This window comes from Pseudomonas sp. B21-010 (genome assembly GCF_024749325.1).
In the GTDB taxonomy this organism is placed as follows: domain Bacteria; phylum Pseudomonadota; class Gammaproteobacteria; order Pseudomonadales; family Pseudomonadaceae; genus Aquipseudomonas; species Aquipseudomonas kilonensis.
Genome location: NZ_CP087198.1, coordinates 4,437,722 through 4,463,191, shown reverse-complemented (window position 1 = coordinate 4,463,191; position 25,470 = coordinate 4,437,722). Strand labels below are relative to the sequence as shown.

Genomic DNA, 25,470 nt, shown 5'->3' with positions numbered 1-25,470 from the left:
TTAAGTCAGAAACTCTTGGGAAAGAGAAAAAAGGGGACTCGAACAATGGCAGAAAGGGGTGCACATCTGCCAATACCCCGCTATCCAAACCATCCACTCAGCACCGCCGCGCCCAACGCGACTAACGCGGTATTGAGACAGACCAGCGTGAAGCCAAACCTTACCAGTTCGCCTTCCTCCTTGGCCTGGGTCTTGGCAAGTCCCAGGATCAGCATGACAACCGACAGCGAGCCCAGCGCAGCATGCCCGGCCGAGCTGTTCTGGACGGCAGCCAGCAACAGGCGAGAGGATTCGGGCAACATCGCGATGGCCGGCATGAAGATCGCATTGCCGCCAACATTCGACCCGGTCATGTAGCCTGACAGCGCGCCAAACAGGGCAACCAGCGACGTCGCGGCGGCGGGCGACAGGCCCGCCAGCAGTTGCATCAAACCCGCGAGGAAGCCGGCCTTCACCATCATCTGCGACATCGCGAGGAAGAAGAAAATGGTCAACAGTGGTCGCTTCGCCCGCGCCACCAACGCAGCAGGCATGCTGACGTCGAGTGCTGTCTGGTGTTGGGTGTGGCGTGTGTGAAACCCTAGCCCGATCAGCACCAGAACCAGTGCCAGGCCTGGTGAGGCGAGTGGCTTCCAGGTGACCTGGGCGCCCTGTACAAGCCAGTGATCCTGCCAAGAGGTGATCGCCCACACCATCTTCAACGCGACAATGCAGACAATCAGCACCAGATACGGCCATGCCTGGCGCGGCCATTGCACCGTACCGCGCTCGCTATCGTTGCGGCGCAAGCGCCACAGCCCCGCAGAGAGTACCGCTGCGGCCGTCACCAGGCCCGCGGCCACGCCGGCCACTTCCGGCCCCAGCCACCGACTGGCACTGTAAAGCACGCCCACAAACAGCAGCCAGAAAGCGCCCAGCGCCCTCCATTCCCGCGAGTCACGAACGCCTGCAAGAAATAGCGCGATTGCACTGAGGACCAAAAAAACCGGTGCGCTGGTCAGTGCCGAGGTCGACGCCAGCGTGGGTGCGTCCAGGTGAACCAACGAAGCACCAATGACCGATGCCAGGCCCAGCGTTCCCCAGGGCATGATTGCCATGCCGGTCAGTGCTATTCGTAGCGCGACCCGACGTTCGAAGAGACTGAGCAGCAGGGGCACCGTGGCGATCAACGACACGCCGAAGCCGGTCATCGCTTCGAGCAACGGTGCCAGTCCAAGAACGATAAACACGACTTGATCGCCGCGTCCAAGCCCCAGCGACCGCACCCATTGGCTAAGCGCCAGGTTCACGCCCATGCGCTCGATAAAAATCACGAAGACCAGACCTGGAACGATCACGAAAGCCGTACTTGCAAACAGCACGGCCGTATCTTGAGCGGCGGCCACCATACTGCCTAGGCGCCACGCGTCGGCAGCGCCGGCGAGCCAGAGCACCATGACTAATGCAGTACCTGCAATGGCGGCGTGCACGGGTGGCCGGCGCAGCACCACGAGCATGGCTGTAACCAACAGGACAGGGGAAAGATGGAACAGTGCGAGCATGCCAATAATATCCTGTGTGTGTTCCCGACTAAGGCTGCGTACGCAGACTGCTGGCAAGATAATATTTCTCTTGGCTAGATAAAGGGGTGCGGTTTTCTGTTAGTTTTCGAGAAAATTTCTCACGGGTTTACCATGGCTAAAAACGACGCAGCACTTGAATCGTTGGACAAGTTCGACCGGGCCATCCTGGACCTCGTCCAGCGCGACAACACGATGCCGCTGCGCCTCATGGCCGAGCAGGTCAATCTTTCCACGGCCGCCGTTCAGCGTCGCATCAAGCGGATGGAAGCGGGGGGCGTCATCACGGGCAACGTAGCCATCGTGGATCCCACCGCCGTAGGACGGCCGATCACGATCATTGTGGAAGTGATGGCAGAGCGCACCAGCATCGAGGCACTGGAGGCGATGAAGGCACACTTCGCGGTGCCCGAAGTTCAGCAGTGCTACTACGTCACCGGCGAAGTGGATTTCGTCCTGGTATTAACCGTTGCCAGCATGAACGAATACCAGGCGTTGGCGCGGCGATTGTTTGCCGAAAATTCCAACGTTACCTGGTTCAAGACAATCGTGGCGCTGGACCGTGTGAAAGTCGGGCTTAATGTGCCGAGCATGCCTGTGGGAAAAGGGGTGGAAAAGGGGGATTTACTTTTACTTCCATAAAACAAATCCGGCCGGGTCGGGCACGTGACTTTGACAGACGCTCACGTGGGGCGAAGCGCTTACCCATGTTCCGCTGCCAACATCGATCTGAACTGAGCAATGATCTCTGAAGATAACCCGGCACCTTCGAACACTGCGCAGGTGAAGCTCACGGGAGCAGGGCCTGGAGCCGTGATGATGCGGTCCGCAACCACAGCTACTGGGCTGCTTCGATAAAACTCATTGCCTTCATAACCCACGGCATTCTTTTGCAAGAAGTCGGCGCTGTTCGAGGTATGAGGAACCGTGTCGAGAAGCCCAGCCCTGGCCAGTGCCAGCGTTCCTCCGCAGATACCGGCAATTGTCGCTCCACGTGATCGACTCGCCTGAAGAAAATCGCCAATATCGGGCGCTTCTGCACGTTCCCAGACCATTCCACCAATGACCACGACAACGTCCGGTTTCCAGTCCAGGCATTCCTGCAAATTGCTATCAACCGTTACGGCCAATCCACCCTGGGAACGGAACTGCCCCGTAGCAGGAGCGAAAAACCTGACGTCGACCCCGTAAAAAGGGGACGCAGTTCCAGCGATGAAAGCGTATTCCCAGTCCGCAAAACCGGGTGTCAGTATCAAACCCACGCGTGCCATCAGTCAGAATCCTCCATGAATGCCAAATGACTGCCACGGCCTTTTCGTTAAGCCGCAGCGAGTCAGTTCCACCGGTTACAAACTGTCTTTTTTGTCTGCAGGTGATTGCGCCAGAAACTCCGCGATCAGCGATACAACCTGCTGCTGAATCACCCCGCGAGCACGACCGCCATCACCATCCCGACAAATGATTCCATCCCCCGGCACGTCCTCTTCGAGCATCCCCTGCGCACCAGGTTTGCACATCGACGTGAAGCTGAAGTGGCTTGCGTCTTTGATCTCGATGTAACGGCTTGACGCCGAGGGCAGGCGCTTGGCCAGGTTGGCAGATTCCAACTCGGCGGGAAGCTCTCGCGACGGTACGCCAGCCGCGATCACCAGGGCGGGGACAGGCAGTGCGGTCAAGCTTTTATCGGTCATGCCCCGTGAAAGGCCCAGGTCCAATGTCACCACCGCAGTAACGCGTTTATCACGCCAATCGGCGGCCAGTTCGGCCTTTGATTCAGCGGTGCTGGCGGGGTTCATCTGTTCGTAAACGGTGCAACTGGATAACTGCGAATGGGCTTTGCAGTCTTGGGCGAAGCGCTCTGGGTCGAAGCGAGCGCCGACGATTTCCAGGGCGGTCCAACCACCGAGTGAATGGCCCACGGCTGCAATTCGGCCATTGGCGACCCGGCCAAATTTTTCCGGTTGAGTCGTGACCGCATCGATGGCTCGACGCAGATCGCCGGGCCGCTGCCATAACTGCGCCGCTGCTTGCGGGCTGCGGTCATGGGTGGTGCTGCCGGGGTGGTTGATGGCGGCGACGATGTAACCCTTCTGGGCCAACGAGCTGGCCAGCCAGATCTGGTTGCTCCAGTTGCCCCTGTAGCCGTGGGAGAGCACCACCAATGGATGTTCGCCGGCAGCGGGTGGTGCGTTACGCACGGCAGCAGCGCCGACAAACACCGCGTTATCGGCGATCAGTTGCGGGGTTTCGGTCGTTGCGCTGGGGTACCAAACGACCATCTCCAGTGCGCGGCCATTGTGCGGATCCGGCAGGGTGGAGGATTGGAAACCGACGGGGTTTTCGTCAGCAAATGCGGTAGTTGTCAGGCAAGCCAACAACAGGGCGCCGAAAGCTGTTTTCAATGTCGTTTCTTCCTTGAATAGACGAATGGGCGTGTCGATAAGCATGGGCATTAAAGCTCAGATTCGAACCGCTGCGCACAACTTTTATCGACCAAAAACCTCGCCCCCGAAAGCAAACTCCGAAGGGGCGAACCGGTCGCTGGTGTCCATACGAATATTGCGCAGTACCACGGTTTCCAGGTGTGACGCGTAGAGCGACTCCGAGAAATAACTGATCAGAATGGAACGACGGCGTTCGCCGATCACGTTCAGGCTGCCCGCATGCACCAGATCGACATCGAACACCAGGATGTCACCGGCAGAGCCGGAAAGCTGTACGGCGCGTGACTCGTCATTGAAGTCGAAAGGTGGGGCGCCCGGCTCAGGTCGATGGCTGCCGGGGACGATCCGTGTCGCGCCGTTCTCGGGGCCGTAATCGTCGAAAAAAGCCAGGGCGATGGCGATGTCGCCTGGCCGTTGGGCCGACAAGTCGCGGTGCAGTTGTTGGTGGCCGCCACCGGCAAGAGGCTCGCGGCCTTCCACTTGGGAGAGGAAGAATCGCTCGCCGATCAACTCTCCCGCCACCGACAGTAGCTGGGGTAGACGACACACGGCCTGAATTGTTGAATCGTCATCCAGCATCGAATAGCGCCAGTCCATGCCGCGGGGCACTGGCCATTGGTCCAACGGTTTCACGCCCGCATCAAACACGGCACGAAGGTCGGCCAGCCACTCGGTCGGGATTGCTTGACGGAGCAGGGCGTAGCCGTCTTGGTGGAGTTGTTTGCGGTCAGGCATGGTTTTCTTGACGTCCTTGTGCGGGCCTTTGGAAGGCTAGTACGCAAACCAAAGTGGGACCACCAGCCCTTGATGAGTCAGGGGCCCTGTAGGAGCTGTGTAGGAGCTGTCGAGTGCAACGAGGCTGCGATCCTTTGATCTTTCGCTCCGAACTCAATTGGCAGTGAAAAGATCGCAGCCTCGTTGCACTCGACAGCTCCTACAACGCAGTTCAAGCGGGAGCAAGCTCCCTCGCCACAGGTTGTCGGCTGGCAGGCTTATAGAGTGGAACCTGCCGGGGCCGCATCCAATCGTCGTGCAATCACATCCATCACGTCGCACCCATCACTCAGTGGGATGCAGCAAAGCTGCGCCAGATCTTGCAAGGTCGCGGGGTCGATGGTCTGTTCATCGCGCATCGCCAAATTCTCCAGGAACTGGGTGGCGGCACGGATTCGGTAGGCGGCTGAGTCGAGCAGGATGTGTAGCGGGGCGGTGGTGTCGACGTAGAGGGGTTGGGAGTCGGCGTTGCTGGTAAGGCCCATATATCGGTTCATAAGTAAGCTCCACTGGATAGTTTTGCCCACTGCGGGTCGCCAAACCCGGTCGCCATCTGGGCGACGGCAAAACTATAGACGCCCCCACAAAAACGACGCAATAGATGGATAGGCAGGCCAATTCCCAACGGTATGTAGGACCTTTCTGTAGCCCCACCCCCATTTTTCGCCTTTCATCCCCTATTTGCCCCCCGACGCATCCCACAATCCAATCGCGCATTCCCACCCGACGCGGGATAATACGGGCCTGCTAGGGGTCACAAGCTTTTCCCCCTCGTTGGTATTGGCGGCTCAGAAGGATCGAACGCAATGACAGATTGGCTCCAGAGCTATGGAGAAATGGCTGAGCGGGTTCGCCGCCATCCTTGGGAGGACACGCCGCTCGGGCCGCTTGCCCACTGGCCTGATGTATTGAAGACCACCGTGGCGCTGAGCCTCGCCTCGCATTTTCCCCAGGCCATCGTATGGGGGCCGGGCCTGATCACGCTGTACAACGATGCGTTCCTGCAGATCCTCGGCAGCAAGCCCGAGGCGCTGGGGCGGCCGTTCGATGAGGTTTGGCAGGAGGTCTGGAGCGATATCGGGCCGATCGTGCAGGGCGCCTTCGATGGGCAAGCGACTTATATAGAGAACTTCCCCCTGGTCATCGAGCGCGGCGGCGGTCCTGAGCAGGCTTATTTCACGTTCTGCTACAGCCCCATCCGTGACCAGTTCGGCAAGGTCGTGGGCATGCTGGATACGGTCACCGAGACCACGTCCACGGTGTTCATGACCCAGCGGCTGGCGGTGCTCGATGCCATCGGCAATGCCGTGGCGAATGCCACCGACCCGCAAAGCATCATGGCGGCCACCACACGGATCCTGGCGGCGCACCTGAACCTGTCCAATTGTGCCTACGCGGCCATGGATGAAGACGAGGACGGCTTTACCATTCGTGGTGATTGGGCCAGGGTGGGCTCGCCGCATATCCTTGGGCACTATCGACTGGCTGATTTTGGCCGACTGGCAGTCACTAACCTGCGGGCCGGCAAGCCGCTGGTGATCAACGATAATCTCAAGGAACTGGCGCCGGAGGAAGCTGCGACGTTCCAGGCCATTGGCATCGCGGCCACTATCTGCGTGCCGTTGATCAAGGGCGGGCGATTGACCGCGTTGATGGCGATCCACGATAAAACGCCGCGGGTCTGGTCATCCTACGACCTGGCGCTGCTGATGGAGGTCACCGAGCGATCCTGGGCCCACATCGAGCGCGCCCGTGCCGACGCTGCCGTGCGCGAAGGCCTGGCGGCCCTGGCCGAATTGAACGCGACGCTGGAAGAACGGGTCGAGGAGCGCACCACGCGCTTGAAACAGACCGAAGCGGCGCTGCGCCAATCGCAAAAGCTCGAAGCCATCGGCCAGCTCACCGGCGGTGTGGCCCATGACTTCAACAACCTGCTGACGATCATTCGTTCTTCGGTCGACTTCCTGCGCATGCCCAGCCTGTCCGAGGAACGTCGGCAACGCTACATGACGGCGGTGTCCGAAACTGTGGAGCGCGCCTCCAAGCTGACCAGCCAGTTGCTCGCGTTTGCCCGGCGCCAGCCGTTGAAGCCGCAAGTCATCGATGTGGGCAAGCAAGTGCAGAGCCTGGGGGACATGCTGCAAACCGTCACCGGGGCGCGGATCCAGGTCCACGTCGAGCTGTGCGATCGGCCCTGTTACATCCGCGCGGATCTGAGTCAGTTCGAGACGGCGCTGATCAACATGGCCCTCAATGCCCGGGATGCCATGAATGGCCAGGGCACGCTGTGGCTTCGGCTCAGTTGCGGCGGTGGCATGCCGCCGATCCGTGGTCATGCCGGGGCCGGGCAATCCTTTGCTGCCATTACCCTGGCGGACACTGGTACCGGTATTGACTCGCCAGTGCTCGAGCACATCTTCGAGCCCTTCTTCACCACCAAGGAAGTGGGCAAGGGCACGGGGCTGGGCTTGTCCCAGGTGTTTGGCTTTGCCAAGCAGTCCGGTGGCAACGTCGATGTTTCGACCGTGGTGGGCGAGGGCACGGTGTTCACCTTGTACCTGCCGGAGGTGGCGCCCGAGAAAAACCATGAGCCTGTCCGGGAAGAACACACGCATCTGCTGCCGGAAAAGGGCAAGCGTCGGGTATTGATCGTGGAAGACAACCTGGAGGTGGGGCGTTTTGCCAACCAGATCCTCCAGGACCTGGGCTACGAAACCGCCTGGGCGACCAACGCCGAAGAAGCGCTGGAAATGGTCGGCCCGGATGCGATGGCGTTCGACGCGATATTTTCTGACGTGGTGATGCCCGGCATCAGCGGCATTGCCCTGGCCAGGGAACTGCGCCAGCGGCGCCCGGATTTGCCGGTTGTGCTGACTTCTGGTTACAGCGAAGAGTTGGCCCACAGCGGCTATGAGGGCTTTGAATTCTTGTCCAAACCCTATTCGGCCGATCAGGTTTCCCGGGTTTTAAACCGGACGATCCTGGGGGCTGAATGAGTGTTTCCTTTCTGAAACAGTGAGTTCCATTCGTCGGCCAACGGCTTTGTTGAATCAACAGTCTGTTGATGACCGACTAGTCTCATTGTCGTGAGGGTCGATATTGTCAGGCAACCGATTGTTGCCGGTATGGGCCTCGATGAAAGGGGAAAGGCAATGGGAACACCGTACAGCGAGGAGAACACTGCCGCGTATCCGATCAATGAGGGGTTGCAGTGTGGCCAGTCGGCCTATCATGCGGACTTCGGTGACGAGCCGATCAAGTCCATCAGGACGAAGGTGGCCAAAGTACAGCGAGGGGAGAAGGCCAAGTTCTTGCCCAGGGTCCCGGTCAGAAAGTGACGGCGGATCGTGGTAGGGGAGCTTGCTCCCGCCGGGCTGCGTAGGAGCTGTGTAGGAGCTGTCGAGTGCAACGAGGCTGCGATCTTTCCCCAGACAAATTGAGTCTCAAGCGAAAGATCAAAAGATCGCAGCCTTCGGCAGCTCCTACAGGGCGATTTCGGCTTTTGCGTAAATATTTTTCATCTTTTCTCAACTGGCATTTTCTTTCACGTTTCTTTCACAAGCAGGTACGTAGTCTCAGCTCATCCGTTAGAAAGCAGTACCTGCCCGTTTCCCCAGCGGGCTTTTTTTTGCCTGTCATAAAATAAACCCCCGTTTCGTTGTCCAACCATCATGGCTGACGCTGTCTGGCGTAGACTCGCGCCCGCGCGCACCGGCCATTTCTCCCCGATGCGGCATTTTTGAGGTTTCTATCATGCGTTTGACTTTGTCCACCTTGGTACTGGGGTTGGTGGTTGCCCAGGGCGCGATGGCTGCCGGCGATGGTACCGCCGCGGTCGGCGGTGGTCTGGGCGGTGTATTGGGCAACGTGGTCGGCCAGCAGATGGGCGGCAGCACCGGCGCCGCGATTGGCGCGGGCGTTGGCGGCGCAGCCGGCAGTGCCGTAGGCGCTCGCAAGGGCAGCCGCACCGAAGCGGCCATTGGCGGTGGCTTGGGGTCGGCCGGTGGTTCGGTTGTCGGTAACCGTCTGGGCGGCTCCACCGGTTCCACCATCGGCGCAGGCATCGGCGGCGCGGCGGGCGGCGCGTTGGGCAGCAACCTGTCCAATGACAACGACCGTCACTCCAGTGGCAAGAAGTACAAGCACAAGAGAAAGCATCGTTAAGCGGATGCTTGGATGAATAGACCCGGCCTTGTGCCGTGATGCTGTTCGCTTGGAAAAAACGGCGCTTCTTTCAGCAATGGGAAGCGCCGTTTTTTTTGGGCTTTTTTGGGTTGGCGGGCTAAGTACCCAAGGCAAGTCCAGCAGGCAAGTCCAGCCGCTATGCAACTGCACTACCGCCTTCGCGAGCAAGCTCGCTCCCACAGGAGAAACGCGGTCTCCATCAAGAACCAGATCGGCTGTCAGGCCGCCTCGCGGTGGGGCATGAGCGTTTTGCTTACTTTTGACTGGGCCGGCTCCCGGGCTTCTCAAAAGTGAGCCGCTGTAAGAGCGGAACCATACGCGGCCGTTACCGAGGAAATGGATATACACTCCCACTGAAACATACCCCCCAGAACGGCAAATCAAAATCTCCGGAACGATTGCCATCCCCCCGCTTCGAACTCATACATCCATCAACAATTGCGAGGTGTACCATGACGCCGCAAACGCAAGACAAGGACGAGAACGACTCCTCGGGCACGCCTGTCGTCAATGACCCAGGTAATGAAGACCCCGGTTCCCTGATGGATGACGCCCAAGTTCCCTTGATCGAGGAGGATGAAACCCCGGAATACCCGCTGCCTTCGCCCACCAACTCCCTGAGCCGCGACCAGCGTCCACCCGATGACGATGCGGGCGTCGAGCAGGTCCCCAGCGACGATGAGGAGATCGAAGCGAGCCCGGATGACCCGGACATCGCCGGTGACGATGCCTCCGGCAAGCCGAGCTGATCGCAGGCCCGTCTGTCGATTCAGCGGCACCATCGTCCCGCCACGCGTGCCACACATCAGGTAAGGATCTTGAAAAGGAGACTCACCATGATGAAGTCCAACATGACAGCGCTGACACTCGCCGGGATTCTTTCGCTCAGTTCACTGGCTGCCTTGGCAGAATCTTCGGGCGGCACGCCCCCCGTGGACAAGGGCGGGATGCCACCTTCCACGGAAATGGAGGCCGGCTCCAATTCCGGTGCCAACGGTAACGCCTTGCCCCCGGGCTCTGTGAGCGGCGGGAACGGCGGCGATGCCAACGGCAGCAGCACCAGCCCCGGTACCGGCAGCGGTTCGATGAGTGGAGGCAGCACGATGGGCGGTGCCGACGCCGGCGGTGGGAGCAACGGAGGAACCGGTACCCGCGACAGCGGCGGCAGCTCGGGCAGCAGTGGCTCGGGATCGGGCGGCTCCGGCAGCTCGGGTCAATAACCATCCCTCCACACCCATCCGCTTTCTGTGGCGAGGGAGCTTGCTCCCGCTGGGTCGCGAAGCGACCCCACGATCCAACGGTCGCTGCGCACCCGAGCGGGAGCAAGCTCCCTCGCCACAAAAACCCATTCATAGATTGCCCATTGCCGCCTCCAAGCCCCCTTCGTTATCCTGCTGAATCCTTTAAGGCGAACACGCTGCCCTGGCCGCACCTGAGCCATCCCTGGAATGTTGTGTTGATAACGGATCAGATGCGATGAATGCACCGCTGAAAGAGTTTGGCCCGATCAAAGCTGTGATTTTCGACATGGATGGACTGTTGCTGGACACCGAGGGGATCTACACCGAGGTCACGTCCATCATCGCCGAGCGCTACGGGCGCACGTTCGATTGGAGCGTCAAGCAGAACATCATCGGGCGCGGGGCCACGGACCTGGCCAATTACGTCGTCCAGGCGCTGGAATTGCCGATCACCCCCGAAGAGTTCCTGGTCATCCGCGAGCCCTTGATGCGCGAGCGTTTTCCTCATGCCCTGGGGATGCCCGGCGCCGAGGAGCTGGTGCGGCATTTGAAAGCCCACAACGTTCCCATTGCGGTGGGCACCAGTTCGTCGAGCCCTACGTTCGCACTGAAAACCACCTTGCATCGGGACTGGTTCGCGCTGTTCGACTTCATCGTGACGGCGGATGACCCTGAGGTCGGGGCGGCGAAACCAGCGCCGGATATCTTCCTCACGGCTGCCCGGCGCCTGGGTGTCGAGCCGCGCGACTGCCTGGTGTTCGAGGATTCGCCGTTCGGCGTGACGGCGGCGAAAGCCGCTGGCATGACCGCCATTGCCATTCCGGATTCGGCCATGGCGGATGAAAAATACGCCCACGCCGACGGGATCATTCGCTCCTTGAAAATGTTCCAGCCGAGCCTTTGCGGTCTGCCGGAGTTGGAGTGGGCCTGACACTGTCGCGTTACACAGCAAAACGCCGGTCATGGTTAAAGCCATGACCGGCGTTTTTTCATGCCTGGATCAGGCGCCGAAACCACCGTCGATGGTCAGGCTGGCACCGGTGATGTAACCGGCCTCCGGCCCTGCCAGGTAAGCGACGAAGCTGGCGATTTCATCGACGTTGCCGTAGCGCCCGACGGCCATCAGCGACATCAGGCTGGAGGCGAAATCGCTGTCGGCCGGGTTCATGTCGGTGTCTACCGGGCCGGGCTGCACGTTGTTGACGGTGATACCACGCGGGCCGAGGTCACGGGCCAGGCCTTTGGTCAGGCCAACCAGTGCGGCCTTGCTCATGGCGTAGGGCCCACCGCCGGCGAAGGGCATGCGGTCGGCGTTGGTGCTGCCGATGTTGATGACCCGACCCCCTTCGCCCATGTGCGGCGCAGCGGCCTGGGTGGCGATGAACACGCTGCGCACGTTGATGGCCAGGGTCTGGTCGAAATCTTCGAGTTTGAATTCATCCAGCGGCCCTATCGCCAGCACGCCAGCATTGTTGACCAGGATGTCCAACCGGCCAAAAGCCTCGACGGTGGCCGCGACGGCGTTACGGATGGCCTCGGCGTCGGCGCTGTCGGCCTTGATCGCCAGGGCCTTGCCGCCTGCTACGGTGATGCTGTTCTGCAGTTCTTCAGATTTTGCGCCAGAGCTGACGTAGGTGAAGGCCACGGCGGCGCCTTCTGCTGCCAGGCGTTTGACGATGGCGGCGCCGATGCCGCGAGAACCGCCCTGGATCAAGGCGACTTTACCGCTCAGTGCTTGGTTACTCATGATGATCTCCAAAAAGTGCCGGGGCGAGATGCCGCGGCGATGGGGCGAGTATCAAGAAGGTGCCGTGGGCTGTGTAGACCGTCATTGCTATAGTCTGTCTAAACCAAAAGTTTAGAGTGAGGCTCATGGAGACCTTCAACAGTATCGAATGCTTCGTGCGCAGCGCCGAAGTCGGCAGCTTTGCCGAGGCGGCGCGACGTCTGAGCGTGACCCCGGCCGCGGTGGGTAAAAGCGTCGCCAAGCTGGAGGCGCGAATGGGCGTACGCCTGTTCCAGCGTAGCACCCGCAGCCTGAGGCTGACCGAAGCCGGCCAGTTGTTCTTGGGAGAAGTTGGCAGCAGCTTCAACACCATCCAGAACGCCGTCGCCAATCTGGCCAGCGCCGGCGGGCAACCGGCGGGGACGCTGAAGGTGAGCATGGGCACGGCGTTCGGTCGATTGTATGTCGTGCCGTTGCTGGGGGAATTTCTGCGACGTTATCCGGCGATCAACCCGGACTGGCATTTCGATAATCGCCAGGTGGACCTGATCGGCCAGGGCTTCGATGCCGCCGTCGGCGGCGGTTTCGAGCTGCCCCAGGGGGTGGTGGCGCGCAAATTGACGGTGGCTCATCGGGTGCTGGTTGCCTCGACCGGCTACCTGCAAACCCATGCCGCGGTGACAGAGCCGGACGATCTGTCACAGCATCAAGGCATCCTGATTCGTTCCCCACAAACCGGGCGCGTGCGTTCCTGGCAACTGACCAGTCGCAATCGGGAACACAGCCCGCTGACGCTCAAGACGCGCATGACCATGAGCGATTCGGAAGCCGACTGCGCGGCCGCCACCCAAGGCCTGGGTATCGGTCTGGTGAGCATGCCGATCGCCGTTCCCTTTCTGGAAAGCGGGGCACTGCAGCGGGTGCTGCCGGACTGGTATGTCGACGATGGCAACATCTCCATCTACTACGCCGAACACAAGCTGTTGCCAGGCAAGACCCGGGCGTTTGTGGATTTCATCATCGAGCAGTTTGCCGAGCAGGGGTTGGCGCGGCGGTTTAGTGCGGTTTGAGCTGGGCTCTGGACCGCGTTGGGCCGAATCGCGAGCAAGCTCGCTCCCACAATTGATTTTTGTGAACACAACCAACCCTGTGGGAGCGAGCTTGCTCGCGATTCGAGGCACCTCAGTCTAAAGTCATGAACTCACCGCCCAAACCGCCCCGGCCAACCAATGATGGTTTTGGGCCGAGGCGTCGCGTAGGTGCGCACTTTCGACGTCGACAACCCCAGCCGTACCAGCGCTTCGGCAATGGTCACCGCCGCCGTCACCCCATCGACCACCGGCACGCCGGTGCGCTGGCGGATCTGCTCGTCGAGCCCGGCCATGCCGCCGCAGCCCAGGCAGATCACTTCGGCTTTGTCCTGGCTCACTGCCAGTTCGGCCTGTTGCACGATGGCTTCAACCGCCCGTTGCGGATCCTGCTCCAGTTCCAACACCGCCAAACCACTGGCCCGTACCGAGGCGCAGCGGTCGAACAGGCCGGACAGCTTGAGCCGGTCTTCGATCAGCGGCACGGTGCGGTCCAGGGTGGTGACCACCGAATAAGCGTGGCCGAGGAACATGGCGGTGCTCGCGCCGGCATCGGTGATGTCCACCACCGGCACGTTCAGCAGTTCCTGCAAGCCTTCACGACCGTGTTCGCCATAGCCGGCCTGGATCACCGCGTCGAACGGCTGGTCGTAGGACATCACGCGGTCCATCACCGCGATGGCCGCCAGGTAGCTTTCAAAATTGCCCTCGATGGAGTCGGCACCGAAATGCGGCGTGAGCCCGACGATCTCGGTGCCCGGCGCGGCCACGGCCTGGGCCTGGCGGGCGATGGCCTGGGTGATGGATTCGGTGGTGTTGACGTTGACCACAAGAATTCGCATGAACTGTCCTCCTTAACACATAAAAGTAAGCGGCCCGAACCTGGCGGGCCGTTCGAGCGATCAATGATTGACGTTATCCACAGCGATGGATTCGCCGCTGACGTCCTCGTAATACGGCTGGCGCTTGGCGATGATCAGGTACAGCAGCCCTGCAATCGAAGCGCCAATCAGCCAGGAGAACGGTGACACGCTGTCAAAACCAGGCACCAGCGCCAGGATAATCGCGATCAGCGCCGCCGGAATGAATGCCGCCACCGCCCGCAGGTTGACCCCATTACTGTAGAAATACGCACCGTTTGGGTCCTCGCTATACAGTTGCGGCACGTTGATGCGGCCTTTTCGCAGCAGCCAGTAGTCGACCACGATCACCCCGTACAGCGGCCCGAGCAGGGCGCCGAGGCCGGACAGGAAATACACGATCACCAACGGGCTGTTGTAGAGGTTCCACGGCAGGATCAGCACGGCAATGGCGGCGCTGATCAACCCGGCGCGACGGAAGGTCAGGTATTTGGGCGCCAGGTTGCTGAGCACGAAGGCCGGGGCGACGAAGTTGGCCATGATGTTCACGGCCACGGTGACGATCAGGAACGCCAGGCAGCCCAACACGAGGAAGAAGGTGTTGGGGATCGAGGCAATCACCTGGGTCGGGCTTTCAATGATTTGCCCATTGATCTGGAACTGCGCGCCGCAGAGCAGGATGGTAATCCCGGCAAACACCAGGATGTTCACCGGCAGGCCCCAGAAATTGCCGACGACGATGGTCCGGCGGCACGGCGAGGAGCGGGCGAAGTCGCAGAAGTTGAGAATCAAGGTGCCGTAGATCGATAGCCACAGCGCGCCACCGGCAAAGATATTGCGCCACATCTCGCCACCGGTCAGCGGTTCGCGGATCGACCAGGCAATGGTGGCGTCGGCCTGGGTGTACATCCAACCGGCCAGGGCCGCGACGGTTACCAGGATCACCGGGCCGGCAAAACCTTCGTAGCGGCGCACCGTTTCCATGCCGTAGGCCAGGATCACCAGTTGCACGAACCAGATCGCCACGAAACACACCCAGCCCAAGCTCGACAGGCCGAGGATCGAATCGTGGTCGTAGTCGGCGAAGCCCGGGTGGATCGCCACCAGCAATACGCGAAACACCACCGACGCCAGGTAGGTCTGGATACCGAACCAGGCAATGGCGATGACCGCCCTGATCAAGGCAGGAATCTGCGCACCGTGGATACCGAAACTGATCCGGCTGATCACCGGGAACGGCACCCCGGTTTTCTGGCCCATGTAGCCGGACAGGTTCATGAAGCCATACACCAGCGCCGCGCCTATCCCCAGGGACAGCAAGATCTGCCAGCCACCCAGGCCCAGGGCATAGAGGCCGATGGCGAAGGAGTAGTTGGCGATGTTGTGCACGTCGTTGGTCCACAGGGCAAAGATGCTGTAGCGACCCCAGCGTCGACCTTCGGCCTTGGTCGGCGCCAGGTCCTTGTTGTGCAGCCTCGGGCTCAGGGCCAGGGACGCGGCAGTGTTGTCGTCGAGGGCCGTGGTGGTGGAGGGCAGATCCAGCGCGATGTTATTGGAGAGACTTGTACGCATTCCGGCAGGCTCCTGATTCTCGGCGCAGCGATGACTGTGCATGAGCGCGGGGCTCGACAAATCTTCGTCGCGGCGGTCGAGCATCATTGATTACGGGGCATCTGCAGCCTGTACGGGATAGGGCGCTTCAGGCTTGCGGATCTAAAGTGTGTGTATGTTTTATATAAGTTGTATACAAAACACGTGTCTACTCAAGCCAGATCTATGCCACTTACGGATCTATCCGAAGAAGCGCTAATTTCGTTTCGTTATGATCTTTGAATAAGTAACTGAAATACCGTGATTTAAAACTGACCGTTTAAACAGGTATTTATTTTTTGGCGAACGCCAATGGAGTAAGGAGGGCAGGCGAGGCGGGAAGGTGTGTGTAACCTTTGGGGGCAGTAACGTAATAAGTGCACACAAAAATGCCACTTGCAGTGACATTTTTGTGTACAGGGTGCGGCGGGCGCTTAGACGGTCTTGGATTTGGCGATGATGTTCCCGGCGTGCAGCCCGCATTCTTTCTGCGTGGCTTCTTCCCACCACCAACGGCCTTCGCGCTCGTGCTGGTTTGGCAGCACCGGGCGGGTGCAGGGCTCGCAGCCGATGCTGATGAAGCCGCGTTCATGCAGGCTGTTGTAAGGCAGTTCCAGCATGCGGATGTAACCCCAGACTTCTTCGCTGGTCATCTGCGACAGGGGGTTGAACTTGTACAGGGTGCGCTCCGGGGTGGAAAACGCCGTGTCGATTTCCAACACCGCCACCTGGCTGCGGGTGCCGGGGCTCTGGTCGCGGCGCTGGCCGGTGGCCCAGGCGCGGACATCGGTCAGTTTGCGCCGCAATGGTTCGATCTTGCGGATGCCGCAGCACTCGCCGTGACCGTCCTTGTAGAAGCTGAACAGGCCTTTTTCCTTCACGAAGGGTTCAAGTTTCGTGTAGTCCGGCGAAACCAGCTCGATGTCGATCTTGTAGTGCTCGCGCACCTGGTCGATGAAACGATAGGTTTCCGGGTGCAGGCGGCCGGTGTCGAGGCTGAACACCTTGACGTTCTTGTTCAGTTTCCAGGCCATGTCCACCAGCACTACGTCTTCGGCGCCGCTGAAGGATATCCACAGCTCGTCGCCGAATTCGGCGAAGGCCAGTTTGAGGATGTCCTGCGGGGACTTGTTGGCATAGATCGTGGCGAGTTCCACGACGTCAAACGATGGGCTCATCAGGGCGGTTTCCTACAGGTCGGTGGCGCTGGGCGCTCTATATAGGGCTGATGGTAACAAAAGCTGTCGGGGCTGGCGCGTTCCTGTGCGTTGCGCAGGCTTCGACGAATGGCTAGAGTCGGCAAGCCTTTTGTTCGCTCAACCAATAAACATCAGAAAAAATGGGAGTGTCTTGTGGAAATTGCCTGTCTCGACCTGGAAGGTGTACTGGTCCCGGAGATCTGGATCGCCTTCGCTGAAAAAACCGGGATTGACTCCCTCAGGGCAACCACTCGGGACATTCCCGACTACGACGTGCTGATGAAGCAACGGTTGCGCATCCTCGATGAACACGGCCTCAAGCTTTCCGATATCCAGGAAGTCATCGCCACCCTCAAGCCGCTGGACGGCGCCATCGAGTTCGTCGACTGGCTGCGCGAGCGCTTCCAGGTGGTGATTCTTTCCGACACGTTCTACGAGTTTTCCCAGCCATTGATGCGCCAGTTGGGCTTCCCGACATTGCTCTGTCATCGGCTGATTACTGATGACAGCGGGCGGGTGACCGGCTACCAGTTGCGTCAGAAAGATCCCAAGCGCCAGTCGGTCCTGTCCTTCAAGAGCCTGTACTACCGGGTGATTGCCGCGGGAGATTCCTACAACGACACCACGATGCTGGGCGAAGCCGATGCCGGGATTCTGTTCCATGCGCCTGAAAACGTGATCCGTGAATTCCCGCAATTCCCGGCGGTGCATAGCTTTGCCGAGTTGAAGCAGGAATTCCTCAAGGCTTCGAACCGCAGCCTGAGCTTGTAACCCCAACCCCTGTGGGAGCGAGCTTGCTCGCGATAGCGGTGTATCAGTTAGCACAAAGGCTGCTGGCCCAACGCAATCGCGAGCAAGCTCGCTCCCACAAGGTCTTGGGTCAGGCCAGGGGGCTGTTCAGAGGTTCTGCAAGGTTTCCAGCAGCACCTTCACCTTGGTAATCGACTCCTGATACTCGGCCTCCCAGTCCGAGTCCGCGACAATCCCGCCGCCGCCCCAGCAGCACACCTGCCCATCCTTGACCAGCAAACTGCGGATGGCGATGGAGCTGTCCATTTCCCCGCGCACGTCCAGGTACAGCAACGAGCCGCAATACAGGCCGCGTCGAGTCGGTTCGAGTTCGTCGATGATTTGCATGGCGCGGATTTTCGGCGCCCCGGTGATCGAGCCGCCGGGAAAGCTACCAGCGATCAGGTCGAGAGCATCTTTATCCACAGCCAACTCGCCGGTCACGCTGCTGACCAGGTGATGCACGTTCGGGTAGCTTTCCAGGCTGAACAACTCCGGCACCCGCACCGAGCCGATGCGGCAGGTGCGGCCCAGGTCGTTGCGCAGCAGGTCGACGATCATCAGGTTTTCCGCCCGGTCCTTGGGGCTGGCCAGCAGCTCGGCGGCGTGGGCTGCGTCTTCGCTGGGTGTTGTGCCACGGGGCCGGGTGCCCTTGATCGGCCGGGTTTCCACCTGGCCTTCGCTGACCTTGACGAAGCGCTCGGGGGACAGGCTCAGCACCGCGCCGCCATCGGGCAGGCTCTGGAAGCCGGAAAACGGTGTTGGGCACGCCGCCCTCAGAGCTTGGTAAGCGGCCCAGGCATCGCCCTGGCAGGGCGCGCGAAAGCGCTGGGCAAAGTTGACCTGGTAGCAGTCACCCGCCTGGATATACGCCTGGATACGCTCGAAGGCCTGTCGATAGGCTTCGGCGCTGAGGTCGGGGGTCATCGCTCCTTCGAGGCTGAAGACGCCAACGGATGCCGCAGTCGGCTGGCTGAACAGCGCGATCAGACGCTGGCGTTCGCCTTCGCCACAATGGGGGTGGAAGACCAATTGACTGGTGCCGGCCTGGTGATCGCTGACCAGCGCCCAGTCGTACACGCCAAAACGCGCGTCGGGCAGTTGCAGGTCGTCCTTGGCGTGGGACGGCAAGGTTTCGAGGTGTCGGCCGAAGTCATAGCTCAAATAGCCGATCAGGCCGCCGGCAAAGGGCAATTGCACCGTGGTCGGTAGTACCGCGTCGCCCAGTTGTGTCAGTTGAATGCGCAGGCGTTGCAAGAAGTCGCTACCGCTCTCGTCCGGCAACACCGCCAGTTGCGCCAGCGGCCAGGCGCTGAGCAGATCGTAACGCCCGCGCTCGGCACTCGGCCGGCCGCTGTCGAGCAGCACGCTGCCGGGGGCATGACGGATCGCCGCGAAATACTCGGCAGGGTTGGCGCGGTAGGGCAGCGGGTATACGGAGCAGGTTGGCATGGGCGGGGCAGATCAGCCGTTCAGGCGGGGGAGCGATTGTAATCCCTCTGTAGGATTTGCTCCTAGAGGGATGTCGGAGATGGGCATGTCTGGAAGGATCGACGATATCTGTGGCAAGGGAGCTTGCTCCCGCAGGATTGCGCCTGTAGGAGCTGTGTAGGAGCTGACGAGCGAAGCGAGGCTGCGATCTTGTCCCAGACAATTGAGTCGCAAGCGAAAGATCAAGATCAAGATCAAAAGATCGCAGGCTTCGCCAGCTCCTACAGAACCCGGCGGGAGCAAGGTTCAATTTTCAGCCGTCAGCCGTCAGCCGTCAGCCGTCAGCCTTCAACCGGCGGAATATGCCCAAACAACGCCTGGGCAAACGCCACGCGCTCTTCCACGGTTTCGGTAACGCCGCGGGCCTTGAGTTCTTCCAGGTGGGCTTCCACCGCGTGGGTGCGCAAGGTCAGGCCGCAGTCGTTGGCGATCTGGATGTTCAGGCCTGGCCGGGCGTTCAATTCCAGGATCAACGGGCCTTTTTCCTGGTCCAGCACCATGTCGACGCCGATGTAGCCCAGCCCGCACAGCTCATAGCAACCGGCGGCCAGTTTCATGAAACCGTCCCAGTAGGGCAGTTGCACGCCGTCCACCGCGTTGGTGGTGTCGGGGTGTTTGGTGATGATGTTGTTCAGCCAGGTGCCGCGCAGGGTCAGGCCGGTGGCGAGGTCGACACCCACGCCGATGGCGCCCTGGTGCAGGTTGGCCTTGCCGCCGGACTGGCGGGTTGGCAAGCGCAGCATGGCCATCACCGGATAGCCCATCAGCACGATGATGCGGATGTCCGGCACGCCTTCATAGCTGATGCTCTTGAAGATCTGGTCCGGCGTCACGCGGTATTCGATCAGTGCCCGGTCACGGTGCCCACCCAAGGAGTACAGGCCGGTGAGGATGCTGGAGACATGGTGCTCGATTTCCTCATGGCTGATGATCTTGCCGGACACCGTGCGATAGCGGCCTTCGAAGCGGTCGGCGATGACGATGATGCCGTCGCCGCCAGCGCCCTGGGCCGGCTTGATCACGAAGTCGGTGCGCCCGCCGATGATCTCGTCGAGCTTGTCGATTTCCTTTTCGGTGGAGATCACCCCGTACAGCTCCGGCACATGAATGCCGGCGGCGATGGCCCGTTCCTTGGTGATGATCTTGTCATCGACGATGGGGTACAGGCTGCGCTTGTTGTACTTGAGCACGTAGTCGGCGTTACGCCGGTTGATGCCCATGATGCCCCGGGCTTCCAGGGCCTTCCAGGTCTTCCAGAAGCCGAACATCAGGAGTCTGCCTTGAGGAAGGCCTTGAACCGTACCAGTTCGGTCAGGCGGTAGCCGCGATAACGACCCATGGCCAGCATGAAGCCCACCAGGATCAGCAGGATCGCCGGGAAGGTGAATACGAAGTACACCAGTTCCGGCACGCTCATGATCAGGTGTGCCAGGGACGCGGCGAACAAGGTGCCGATGGCGACTTTCATCGCGTGGCCGGCGCCGCGCTCTTCCCAGGTGATGGACAGGCGTTCGATGGTCATGGTCAGGATCACCATCGGGAACAACGCCACCGACAAGCCGCGCTCCAGGCCCAGCTTATGGCTGAACAGGCTGATGGCGGCGATCAGCACCACCACGAATGTCAGCACCACCGAGAGTCTCGGCAGCATTTGCAGCTTGAGGTGCTCCAGGTACGAACGCAACGACAGGCCCAGCGTGGTGATCACCGAGAACAGGATGATGCCAAAACCCAGTTGGGTCTCGCGAAAGGCCAGGGCGATCAGTACCGGGGTGAAAGTCCCCAGGGTCTGCAGGCCGATCAGGTTGCGCAGGATCAGGATGACCAGCACGCCGATCGGGATCATGACCATGATCATGAAGGTTTGCTGAGTTTGCAGCGGCAGGCCGTAGAGCGAGTATTCGAGGAAGTTGGCGTCGGTGTTCTCGTCCGTCAGCTTGGCCAGGCGAATGGCGTTCATTTCGCTGTTGTTCATGCTGAAGGTGACGGTGGCTTTCTTGCCGCCATCGACGGTAATCAGGTTTTCATCGCCGGTCCACCACAGCAGACGGTCGGTGGGCAGGCCCTGTTCGCCGGTGTCCGGGTTGAAATACAGCCAGTCGGTGCCGTTGAAGCTGCGCAGCCACAGCTCAGGTGTCTGCGGCTGCTCGGCCACCAGGCGGATGGTGTGGACCTTTTCCACCGGCACGTGGGCGATGGACAGCACCAGTTCGACGATGCGCGCCTTGTTGGCCGAGGAAGGGTCGCCGGCCAGCAACAGCTTGACGTTGTCGTCGTTGAGGTTGTTGACCCGCTTGATCGCTTCGCTGATGAACGTCTCGACGTCGGCCGAATGCTGGCGGATCGGCGCGAGCAGAGCCTCGGCGGCCAGTTTCTCCGGGCCTTCGACGGCGATGCTGTCGCGGAAGGTCGGGCCCTTGACCTTGGTTTTCTCGGCGCTGTAGCGCTTGGTCAGCACCAGGCGGTAATACAGGGTCTGGTTACCTTTGGCGCGCCGGGCCGACCACGTCACCTTGCGGTTACCGTCGACCCGGTTCACCGCTACGCCGTAATTATTGGAAATGAAACTCTCGTTGAGGCTCACGTAGTCGCGGCTCAGCGGTGGCACGAACATCTGGATCTTCACCGGGTCCTTGGCATTGGGCACGAACTCGACCTTGGCGTCGATGTTCCACAAGTCGTCGGTGGCGTCTTCGGTGACCGGAATGCCGAGCACGAAAATCTGATAGGCCGTCACCGACAGGCCCAGCACCACCAGGATGGCGATCAGCATTTTCAGATGGAGGGTAAGGGAGCGCATTGGAATTACTCTGCGGTTTGAGCGGCATTGGCGCAGGCGGGTTTGCCGGCAGCGTATTTAAGACTGGGGTCGACCAGCGCGTCGAAGCGCTTGAGCGCCTCGGAACCGATCAGCAACGGGTATTGGAAGGCGCTACGGTCGGTCAGGTTCACTTCAATGCTGCGCAGGGCCGAGCCCATGCAGATGTCCAGTTCGATGACCGGCCGGGCCGTGTATTTCTTGCCTTCTTCCGGGTCGTAGTCACCGGCGCGGCGCTTGATCTTGCTGACCCGGGCCAGCGGACGTTCGATGGGGTGCGAGTGGGCCGCGTCAATGGCCAGGTAAAAGCGCACCCAGGACTCGCCATTGCGCTTGAAGCGCTTGATGTCCCGGGCGCTGAGGGACGCGGTCTTGGCGCCGGTGTCGAGCTTGGCGGCGACCTCCAGGTCGATGCCCTGCAGGGCGGCATATTCGTTGAGGCCGTACACGGTTTTTTCACCCGCCACGGCAAGCCCCGGCAGGCACACGAAATAAAGAGCAGCGGTGAAGGGCTTGAGTGTCATAGATCCTGGTGCGCAGCGTTCCGTTTATCGGTTCAGGCCCTGGCATTACTGCACAAGCTCCCTGGGCAGCCTTCCCTATAAAAGGAGAGCGGCAAATCGCGCGGCATTCTAGCACGGTGGTTTTCTGACGCCACCGCTGGCCGGACGCTACGACGCATTCAAACGAGCGGTTATGGCGGGTGAGCTTATTAGACGATTGTCGACAATGTTGATTTTTGCTTTGACGTTAACGCCGCTATTGGTTAGTTTTTGCCGTATTGATTTGCAAGGTGTCGACAATATGCTCGATCAGCTCGAAACCCCGGTGATGGCCCAAGACGATTCGGAGACGCTTTCCGAGAACGTCTTCCGACGTATCCAGGCCGCCATCGTCAAAGGCGAGATCGCCCCCGGCAGCAAGATCTCCGAGCCCGAGCTGGCGCGCACCTACGGCATCAGCCGCGGGCCGCTGCGCGAGGCGATTCATCGCCTGGAAGGCCAGCGCCTGCTGGTGCGGGTGCCTCACGTCGGTGCCCGGGTGGTGTCGCTGAGCCATGCCGAGCTGCTGGAACTCTACGAAATCCGTGAATCCCTCGAAGGCATGGCCTGCCGCCTGGCGGCCGAACGCATGACCCTGGAAGAAATCGACGAGCTGCGCCGGGTGCTGGAAACCCACGAGCGCGATGCGGCGTTCCAGGCCGGTGTCGGTTATTACCAGCAGGAAGGCGATTTCGACTTCCATTACCGGATCATCCAGGGCAGCGGCAACCGCACCCTGACGCAGATGCTCTGCGGCGAGCTGTACCAACTGGTGCGCATGTACCGCATCCAGTTTTCCACCACGCCCAACCGTCCGCGCCAGGCCTTTGCCGAGCACCACCGGATTCTAGACGCCATCGCCGACCGTGACGGCGAACTGGCTGAATTATTGATGCGCCGGCACATCGGTGCGTCCAAACGCAACATTGCGCGTCATTTCCAGGACAGCGCCGCCACTGAACGAGGTGAGTCATGAGTTCCAGCAAGAGCACGCCAGGCCAGCGTTTCCGCGATGCGGTCGCCACCGAGCATCCGTTGCAAGTGGTGGGCACGATCAACGCCAACCACGCGCTGCTGGCCAAACGCGCCGGTTTCAAGGCGATCTACCTGTCGGGTGGCGGCGTGGCGGCCGGCTCCCTCGGCGTGCCGGACCTGGGCATCACCGGCCTGGATGACGTGCTGACCGATGTGCGCCGTATCACTGACGTGTGCGACCTGCCGCTGCTGGTGGACGTGGACACCGGTTTCGGTTCCTCGGCGTTCAACGTGGCGCGCACGGTCAAGTCGATGATCAAGTTCGGCGCGGCGGCCATTCATATCGAGGACCAGGTCGGCGCCAAGCGTTGCGGCCATCGCCCGAACAAGGAAATCGTCTCGCAGCAAGAGATGGTCGACCGCATCAAGGCCGCCGTCGATGCCCGCACCGATGACAGCTTCGTGATCATGGCCCGTACCGATGCCCTGGCGGTGGAAGGCTTGGAATCAGCCCTGGACCGCGCCGCGGCCTGCATCGAGGCGGGTGCCGACATGATTTTCCCGGAGGCCATCACCGAGCTTGAGATGTACAAGCTGTTCGCCAGCCGCGTGAAAGCGCCAATCCTGGCCAACATCACCGAATTCGGCGCGACCCCGCTGTACACCACCGAACAGCTGGCCGGTGCCGACGTGTCCCTGGTGCTGTACCCGTTGTCGGCCTTCCGGGCCATGAACAAAGCGGCCGAGAACGTCTACACCGCGATCCGCCGCGACGGCACGCAACTGAATGTCATCGACACCATGCAGACCCGCATGGAGCTTTACGATCGCATCGACTACCACACCTTCGAGCAGAAGCTCGATGCGTTGTTCGCGGCGAAGAAATGAAAAGATCGCAGCCTCGCTTCGCTCGACAGCTCCTACAGGGTGGGGCCGCGTAGGAGCTGTGTAGGAGCTGTCGAGTGCAACGAGGCTGCGATCTTTTTCCAATCTCTACAAATCTAAAAAATGGAGACAGCAAATGGCCGAAGCAAAAGTACTCAGTGGCGCCGGGCTCCGTGGCCAGGTGGCCGGGCAAACCGCATTGTCCACCGTAGGCCAGTCGGGCGCCGGCCTGACCTATCGCGGCTACGACGTTCGCGACCTGGCGGCAGATGCGCAATTTGAAGAAGTGGCCTACCTGCTGCTGTACGGCGAGCTGCCGACCCAGGCACAGCTGGACGCCTACACCGGTAAACTGCGCCAGTTGCGGGACTTGCCCCAAGCCCTGAAAGAGGTTTTGGAGCGCATTCCCGCCGACGCCCACCCGATGGACGTCATGCGTACCGGCTGCTCGTTCCTGGGCAACCTGGAACCCGAGGAAGACTTTTCCGAGCAGCACGACAAGACCGACCGCCTGCTGGCCGCGTTCCCAGCGATCATGTGCTACTGGTATCGCTTCAGCCACGAAGGCCAGCGCATCGAATGCGTGACCGACGAAGTGTCCATCGGCGGCCATTTCCTGCACTTGCTGCACGGCAAGAAGCCGAGCGAGCTGCACGTCAAGGTGATGAATGTTTCGCTGATCCTCTACGCCGAGCACGAATTCAACGCCTCGACCTTCACCGCCCGGGTTTGCGCCTCCACGTTGTCGGACCTGTTTTCCTGCATCACTGCCGCCATCGGCTCGTTGCGCGGCCCGCTGCATGGCGGTGCCAACGAAGCGGCGATGGCAATGATCGAGCGCTTCAGCTCGCCGCAGGAGGCCATCGAGGGCACCCTTGGCATGCTGGCGCGCAAGGACAAGATCATGGGCTTCGGTCACGCGATCTATAAGGACAACGACCCGCGCAACGAGGTGATCAAGGGCTGGTCGAAAAAACTCGCCGATGAAGTGGGCGACACGGTGCTGTTCCCGGTCTCCGAAGCTATCGACAAGACCATGTGGGAACAGAAGAAACTGTTCCCCAACGCCGATTTCTACCATGCCTCGGCGTACCACTTCATGGGCATCCCGACCAAGCTGTTCACGCCGATTTTCGTCTGCTCGCGCCTGACCGGCTGGGCCGCCCACGTGTTCGAACAACGCGCCAACAACCGCATCATCCGACCGAGCGCCGAATACACCGGCGTCGAACAGCGCAAGTTCGTGCCAATCGAACAACGCTGAGCTGGAGGGTTCTAGCCGCAGGAACTGGATACCCCCGAAA

General features: G+C 60.8%; 24 protein-coding genes. 11 read left to right on the top strand and 13 right to left on the bottom strand.

The features are described 5' to 3' along the window. Positions 1-80: 80 nt before the first annotated feature. Positions 81-1,541 carry an L-lactate permease gene (locus LOY50_RS19560; RefSeq protein ID WP_258688925.1) on the bottom strand — a complete coding sequence of 487 codons (1,461 nt, stop codon included), beginning with the start codon at positions 1,539-1,541 and terminating at the stop codon, positions 81-83. A 132-nt stretch (positions 1,542-1,673) separates the two neighbouring features. Between LOY50_RS19560 and LOY50_RS19555 the strand changes: the two genes are divergently transcribed. Further along, entirely contained in the window at positions 1,674-2,201 is a 528-nt protein-coding gene (locus LOY50_RS19555; RefSeq protein WP_253476734.1) for an Lrp/AsnC family transcriptional regulator, read from the top strand. 59 nt (positions 2,202-2,260) lie between these two features. On the opposite strand, the gene LOY50_RS19550 is transcribed toward LOY50_RS19555, so the two are convergent. The 4 genes from LOY50_RS19550 to LOY50_RS19535 form a co-directional block, all read right to left on the bottom strand. Further along, on the bottom strand, positions 2,261-2,830 hold the full coding sequence (locus LOY50_RS19550) for a DJ-1/PfpI family protein (RefSeq protein ID WP_253476732.1): 570 nt from the start codon (positions 2,828-2,830) through the stop codon (positions 2,261-2,263). A gap of 75 nt (positions 2,831-2,905) precedes the next feature. Further along, positions 2,906-3,961: an alpha/beta fold hydrolase gene (locus tag LOY50_RS19545; RefSeq protein ID WP_258691258.1), complete on the bottom strand. Its 1,056-nt coding sequence runs from the start codon at positions 3,959-3,961 to the stop codon at positions 2,906-2,908. A gap of 84 nt (positions 3,962-4,045) precedes the next feature. Continuing rightward, positions 4,046-4,738 (bottom strand): phytanoyl-CoA dioxygenase family protein, encoded by a 693-nt coding sequence (locus LOY50_RS19540; protein WP_258688924.1) that lies wholly within the window; start codon positions 4,736-4,738, stop codon positions 4,046-4,048. Between the two features lie 257 nt (positions 4,739-4,995). Further along, entirely contained in the window at positions 4,996-5,274 is a 279-nt protein-coding gene (locus tag LOY50_RS19535; RefSeq protein ID WP_258688923.1) for a short-chain dehydrogenase, read from the bottom strand. Positions 5,275-5,583: 309 nt separating this feature from the next. On the opposite strand from LOY50_RS19535, the gene LOY50_RS19530 reads away from it, so the two are divergent. The 5 genes from LOY50_RS19530 to LOY50_RS19510 all read left to right on the top strand — a co-directional run bounded on the left by LOY50_RS19530 (position 5,584) and on the right by LOY50_RS19510 (position 11,134). Beyond that, positions 5,584-7,773 carry a response regulator gene (locus LOY50_RS19530; protein ID WP_258688921.1) on the top strand — a complete coding sequence of 730 codons (2,190 nt, stop codon included), beginning with the start codon at positions 5,584-5,586 and terminating at the stop codon, positions 7,771-7,773. A 757-nt stretch (positions 7,774-8,530) separates the two neighbouring features. Beyond that, entirely contained in the window at positions 8,531-8,941 is a 411-nt protein-coding gene (locus LOY50_RS19525) for a glycine zipper domain-containing protein (RefSeq protein WP_003204097.1), read from the top strand. Between the two features lie 563 nt (positions 8,942-9,504). Beyond that, the gene (locus LOY50_RS19520; RefSeq protein ID WP_253478620.1) at positions 9,505-9,711 is read left to right on the top strand and encodes a hypothetical protein; all 207 of its coding nucleotides are present in this window, start codon (positions 9,505-9,507) and stop codon (positions 9,709-9,711) included. Between the two features lie 87 nt (positions 9,712-9,798). Further along, complete coding sequence (locus LOY50_RS19515) at positions 9,799-10,182, top strand: hypothetical protein (RefSeq protein ID WP_253476726.1); 384 nt, start codon at positions 9,799-9,801, stop codon at positions 10,180-10,182. A 256-nt stretch (positions 10,183-10,438) separates the two neighbouring features. Next, the gene (locus tag LOY50_RS19510) at positions 10,439-11,134 is read left to right on the top strand and encodes an HAD-IA family hydrolase (RefSeq protein ID WP_014339428.1); all 696 of its coding nucleotides are present in this window, start codon (positions 10,439-10,441) and stop codon (positions 11,132-11,134) included. A 69-nt stretch (positions 11,135-11,203) separates the two neighbouring features. Here LOY50_RS19510 and LOY50_RS19505 read toward each other — a convergent pair whose 3' ends face one another. Continuing rightward, positions 11,204-11,950, bottom strand: a complete 747-nt coding sequence (locus LOY50_RS19505) for a 3-oxoacyl-ACP reductase family protein (RefSeq protein WP_253476724.1) — start codon at positions 11,948-11,950, stop codon at positions 11,204-11,206. A 125-nt stretch (positions 11,951-12,075) separates the two neighbouring features. On the opposite strand from LOY50_RS19505, the gene LOY50_RS19500 reads away from it, so the two are divergent. Next, positions 12,076-12,999 carry a LysR family transcriptional regulator gene (locus tag LOY50_RS19500; RefSeq protein WP_253476722.1) on the top strand — a complete coding sequence of 308 codons (924 nt, stop codon included), beginning with the start codon at positions 12,076-12,078 and terminating at the stop codon, positions 12,997-12,999. Between the two features lie 131 nt (positions 13,000-13,130). Here the strand turns inward: LOY50_RS19500 and LOY50_RS19495 are convergent, their stop codons facing one another. The 3 genes from LOY50_RS19495 to LOY50_RS19485 all read right to left on the bottom strand — a co-directional run bounded on the left by LOY50_RS19495 (position 13,131) and on the right by LOY50_RS19485 (position 16,645). Further along, on the bottom strand, positions 13,131-13,859 hold the full coding sequence (locus LOY50_RS19495) for an aspartate/glutamate racemase family protein (RefSeq protein WP_018600232.1): 729 nt from the start codon (positions 13,857-13,859) through the stop codon (positions 13,131-13,133). Between the two features lie 60 nt (positions 13,860-13,919). Continuing rightward, the gene (locus LOY50_RS19490) at positions 13,920-15,449 is read right to left on the bottom strand and encodes an NCS1 family nucleobase:cation symporter-1 (RefSeq protein WP_258688919.1); all 1,530 of its coding nucleotides are present in this window, start codon (positions 15,447-15,449) and stop codon (positions 13,920-13,922) included. Positions 15,450-15,901: 452 nt separating this feature from the next. Then, the gene (locus LOY50_RS19485) at positions 15,902-16,645 is read right to left on the bottom strand and encodes a phosphoadenylyl-sulfate reductase (RefSeq protein WP_258688918.1); all 744 of its coding nucleotides are present in this window, start codon (positions 16,643-16,645) and stop codon (positions 15,902-15,904) included. Between the two features lie 174 nt (positions 16,646-16,819). Here LOY50_RS19485 and thrH point away from each other — a divergent pair, with 174 nt between their 5' ends. Further along, positions 16,820-17,437: a bifunctional phosphoserine phosphatase/homoserine phosphotransferase ThrH gene (gene thrH, locus LOY50_RS19480; protein WP_223472556.1), complete on the top strand. Its 618-nt coding sequence runs from the start codon at positions 16,820-16,822 to the stop codon at positions 17,435-17,437. Positions 17,438-17,563: 126 nt separating this feature from the next. Here thrH and pabB read toward each other — a convergent pair whose 3' ends face one another. The 4 genes from pabB to LOY50_RS19460 form a co-directional block, all read right to left on the bottom strand. Then, positions 17,564-18,907, bottom strand: coding sequence for an aminodeoxychorismate synthase component I (gene pabB, locus LOY50_RS19475; RefSeq protein ID WP_258688917.1), 1,344 nt, complete (start codon positions 18,905-18,907; stop codon positions 17,564-17,566). Between the two features lie 320 nt (positions 18,908-19,227). Continuing rightward, entirely contained in the window at positions 19,228-20,214 is a 987-nt protein-coding gene (locus LOY50_RS19470) for an alpha-L-glutamate ligase-like protein (RefSeq protein WP_013693958.1), read from the bottom strand. Further along, positions 20,214-21,746 (bottom strand): inactive transglutaminase family protein, encoded by a 1,533-nt coding sequence (locus LOY50_RS19465; protein WP_253476718.1) that lies wholly within the window; start codon positions 21,744-21,746, stop codon positions 20,214-20,216. The genes LOY50_RS19470 and LOY50_RS19465 overlap by 1 nt, the downstream gene beginning before the upstream one ends. Before the next feature lie 5 nt (positions 21,747-21,751). After that, entirely contained in the window at positions 21,752-22,288 is a 537-nt protein-coding gene (locus tag LOY50_RS19460; protein WP_214509781.1) for an ATP-dependent zinc protease, read from the bottom strand. 280 nt (positions 22,289-22,568) lie between these two features. On the opposite strand from LOY50_RS19460, the gene LOY50_RS19455 reads away from it, so the two are divergent. The 3 genes from LOY50_RS19455 (at position 22,569) to prpC (ending at position 25,430) form a co-directional block, all read left to right on the top strand. Further along, positions 22,569-23,282: a GntR family transcriptional regulator gene (locus LOY50_RS19455; RefSeq protein WP_003204063.1), complete on the top strand. Its 714-nt coding sequence runs from the start codon at positions 22,569-22,571 to the stop codon at positions 23,280-23,282. After that, a complete protein-coding gene (gene prpB / locus LOY50_RS19450; protein WP_258688914.1) occupies positions 23,279-24,169 on the top strand; it encodes a methylisocitrate lyase in 891 nt (296 codons plus the stop codon). Before LOY50_RS19455 ends, prpB begins: the two co-directional genes overlap by 4 nt. Before the next feature lie 133 nt (positions 24,170-24,302). Beyond that, on the top strand, positions 24,303-25,430 hold the full coding sequence (gene prpC, locus LOY50_RS19445; protein WP_013693956.1) for a 2-methylcitrate synthase: 1,128 nt from the start codon (positions 24,303-24,305) through the stop codon (positions 25,428-25,430). Positions 25,431-25,470: the final 40 nt, after the last annotated feature.

Coding starts and splice junctions, on each gene's coding strand:
- LOY50_RS19510 (WP_014339428.1), top strand. CDS start 10,439: ATGAATGCACCGCTGAAAGAGTTTGGCCCGATCAAAGCTGTGATTTTC.
- pabB (WP_258688917.1), bottom strand. CDS start 18,907: ATGCCAACCTGCTCCGTATACCCGCTGCCCTACCGCGCCAACCCTGCC.
- LOY50_RS19520 (WP_253478620.1), top strand. CDS start 9,505: ATGGATGACGCCCAAGTTCCCTTGATCGAGGAGGATGAAACCCCGGAA.
- LOY50_RS19550 (WP_253476732.1), bottom strand. CDS start 2,830: ATGGCACGCGTGGGTTTGATACTGACACCCGGTTTTGCGGACTGGGAA.
- LOY50_RS19485 (WP_258688918.1), bottom strand. CDS start 16,645: ATGAGCCCATCGTTTGACGTCGTGGAACTCGCCACGATCTATGCCAAC.
- LOY50_RS19555 (WP_253476734.1), top strand. CDS start 1,674: ATGGCTAAAAACGACGCAGCACTTGAATCGTTGGACAAGTTCGACCGG.
- LOY50_RS19500 (WP_253476722.1), top strand. CDS start 12,076: ATGGAGACCTTCAACAGTATCGAATGCTTCGTGCGCAGCGCCGAAGTC.
- LOY50_RS19540 (WP_258688924.1), bottom strand. CDS start 4,738: ATGCCTGACCGCAAACAACTCCACCAAGACGGCTACGCCCTGCTCCGT.
- LOY50_RS19525 (WP_003204097.1), top strand. CDS start 8,531: ATGCGTTTGACTTTGTCCACCTTGGTACTGGGGTTGGTGGTTGCCCAG.
- LOY50_RS19460 (WP_214509781.1), bottom strand. CDS start 22,288: ATGACACTCAAGCCCTTCACCGCTGCTCTTTATTTCGTGTGCCTGCCG.
- LOY50_RS19560 (WP_258688925.1), bottom strand. CDS start 1,541: ATGCTCGCACTGTTCCATCTTTCCCCTGTCCTGTTGGTTACAGCCATG.
- LOY50_RS19465 (WP_253476718.1), bottom strand. CDS start 21,746: ATGCGCTCCCTTACCCTCCATCTGAAAATGCTGATCGCCATCCTGGTG.
- prpB (WP_258688914.1), top strand. CDS start 23,279: ATGAGTTCCAGCAAGAGCACGCCAGGCCAGCGTTTCCGCGATGCGGTC.
- LOY50_RS19535 (WP_258688923.1), bottom strand. CDS start 5,274: ATGAACCGATATATGGGCCTTACCAGCAACGCCGACTCCCAACCCCTC.
- LOY50_RS19530 (WP_258688921.1), top strand. CDS start 5,584: ATGACAGATTGGCTCCAGAGCTATGGAGAAATGGCTGAGCGGGTTCGC.
- LOY50_RS19515 (WP_253476726.1), top strand. CDS start 9,799: ATGATGAAGTCCAACATGACAGCGCTGACACTCGCCGGGATTCTTTCG.
- LOY50_RS19470 (WP_013693958.1), bottom strand. CDS start 20,214: ATGTTCGGCTTCTGGAAGACCTGGAAGGCCCTGGAAGCCCGGGGCATC.
- LOY50_RS19490 (WP_258688919.1), bottom strand. CDS start 15,449: ATGCGTACAAGTCTCTCCAATAACATCGCGCTGGATCTGCCCTCCACC.
- LOY50_RS19495 (WP_018600232.1), bottom strand. CDS start 13,859: ATGCGAATTCTTGTGGTCAACGTCAACACCACCGAATCCATCACCCAG.
- LOY50_RS19505 (WP_253476724.1), bottom strand. CDS start 11,950: ATGAGTAACCAAGCACTGAGCGGTAAAGTCGCCTTGATCCAGGGCGGT.
- LOY50_RS19455 (WP_003204063.1), top strand. CDS start 22,569: ATGCTCGATCAGCTCGAAACCCCGGTGATGGCCCAAGACGATTCGGAG.
- prpC (WP_013693956.1), top strand. CDS start 24,303: ATGGCCGAAGCAAAAGTACTCAGTGGCGCCGGGCTCCGTGGCCAGGTG.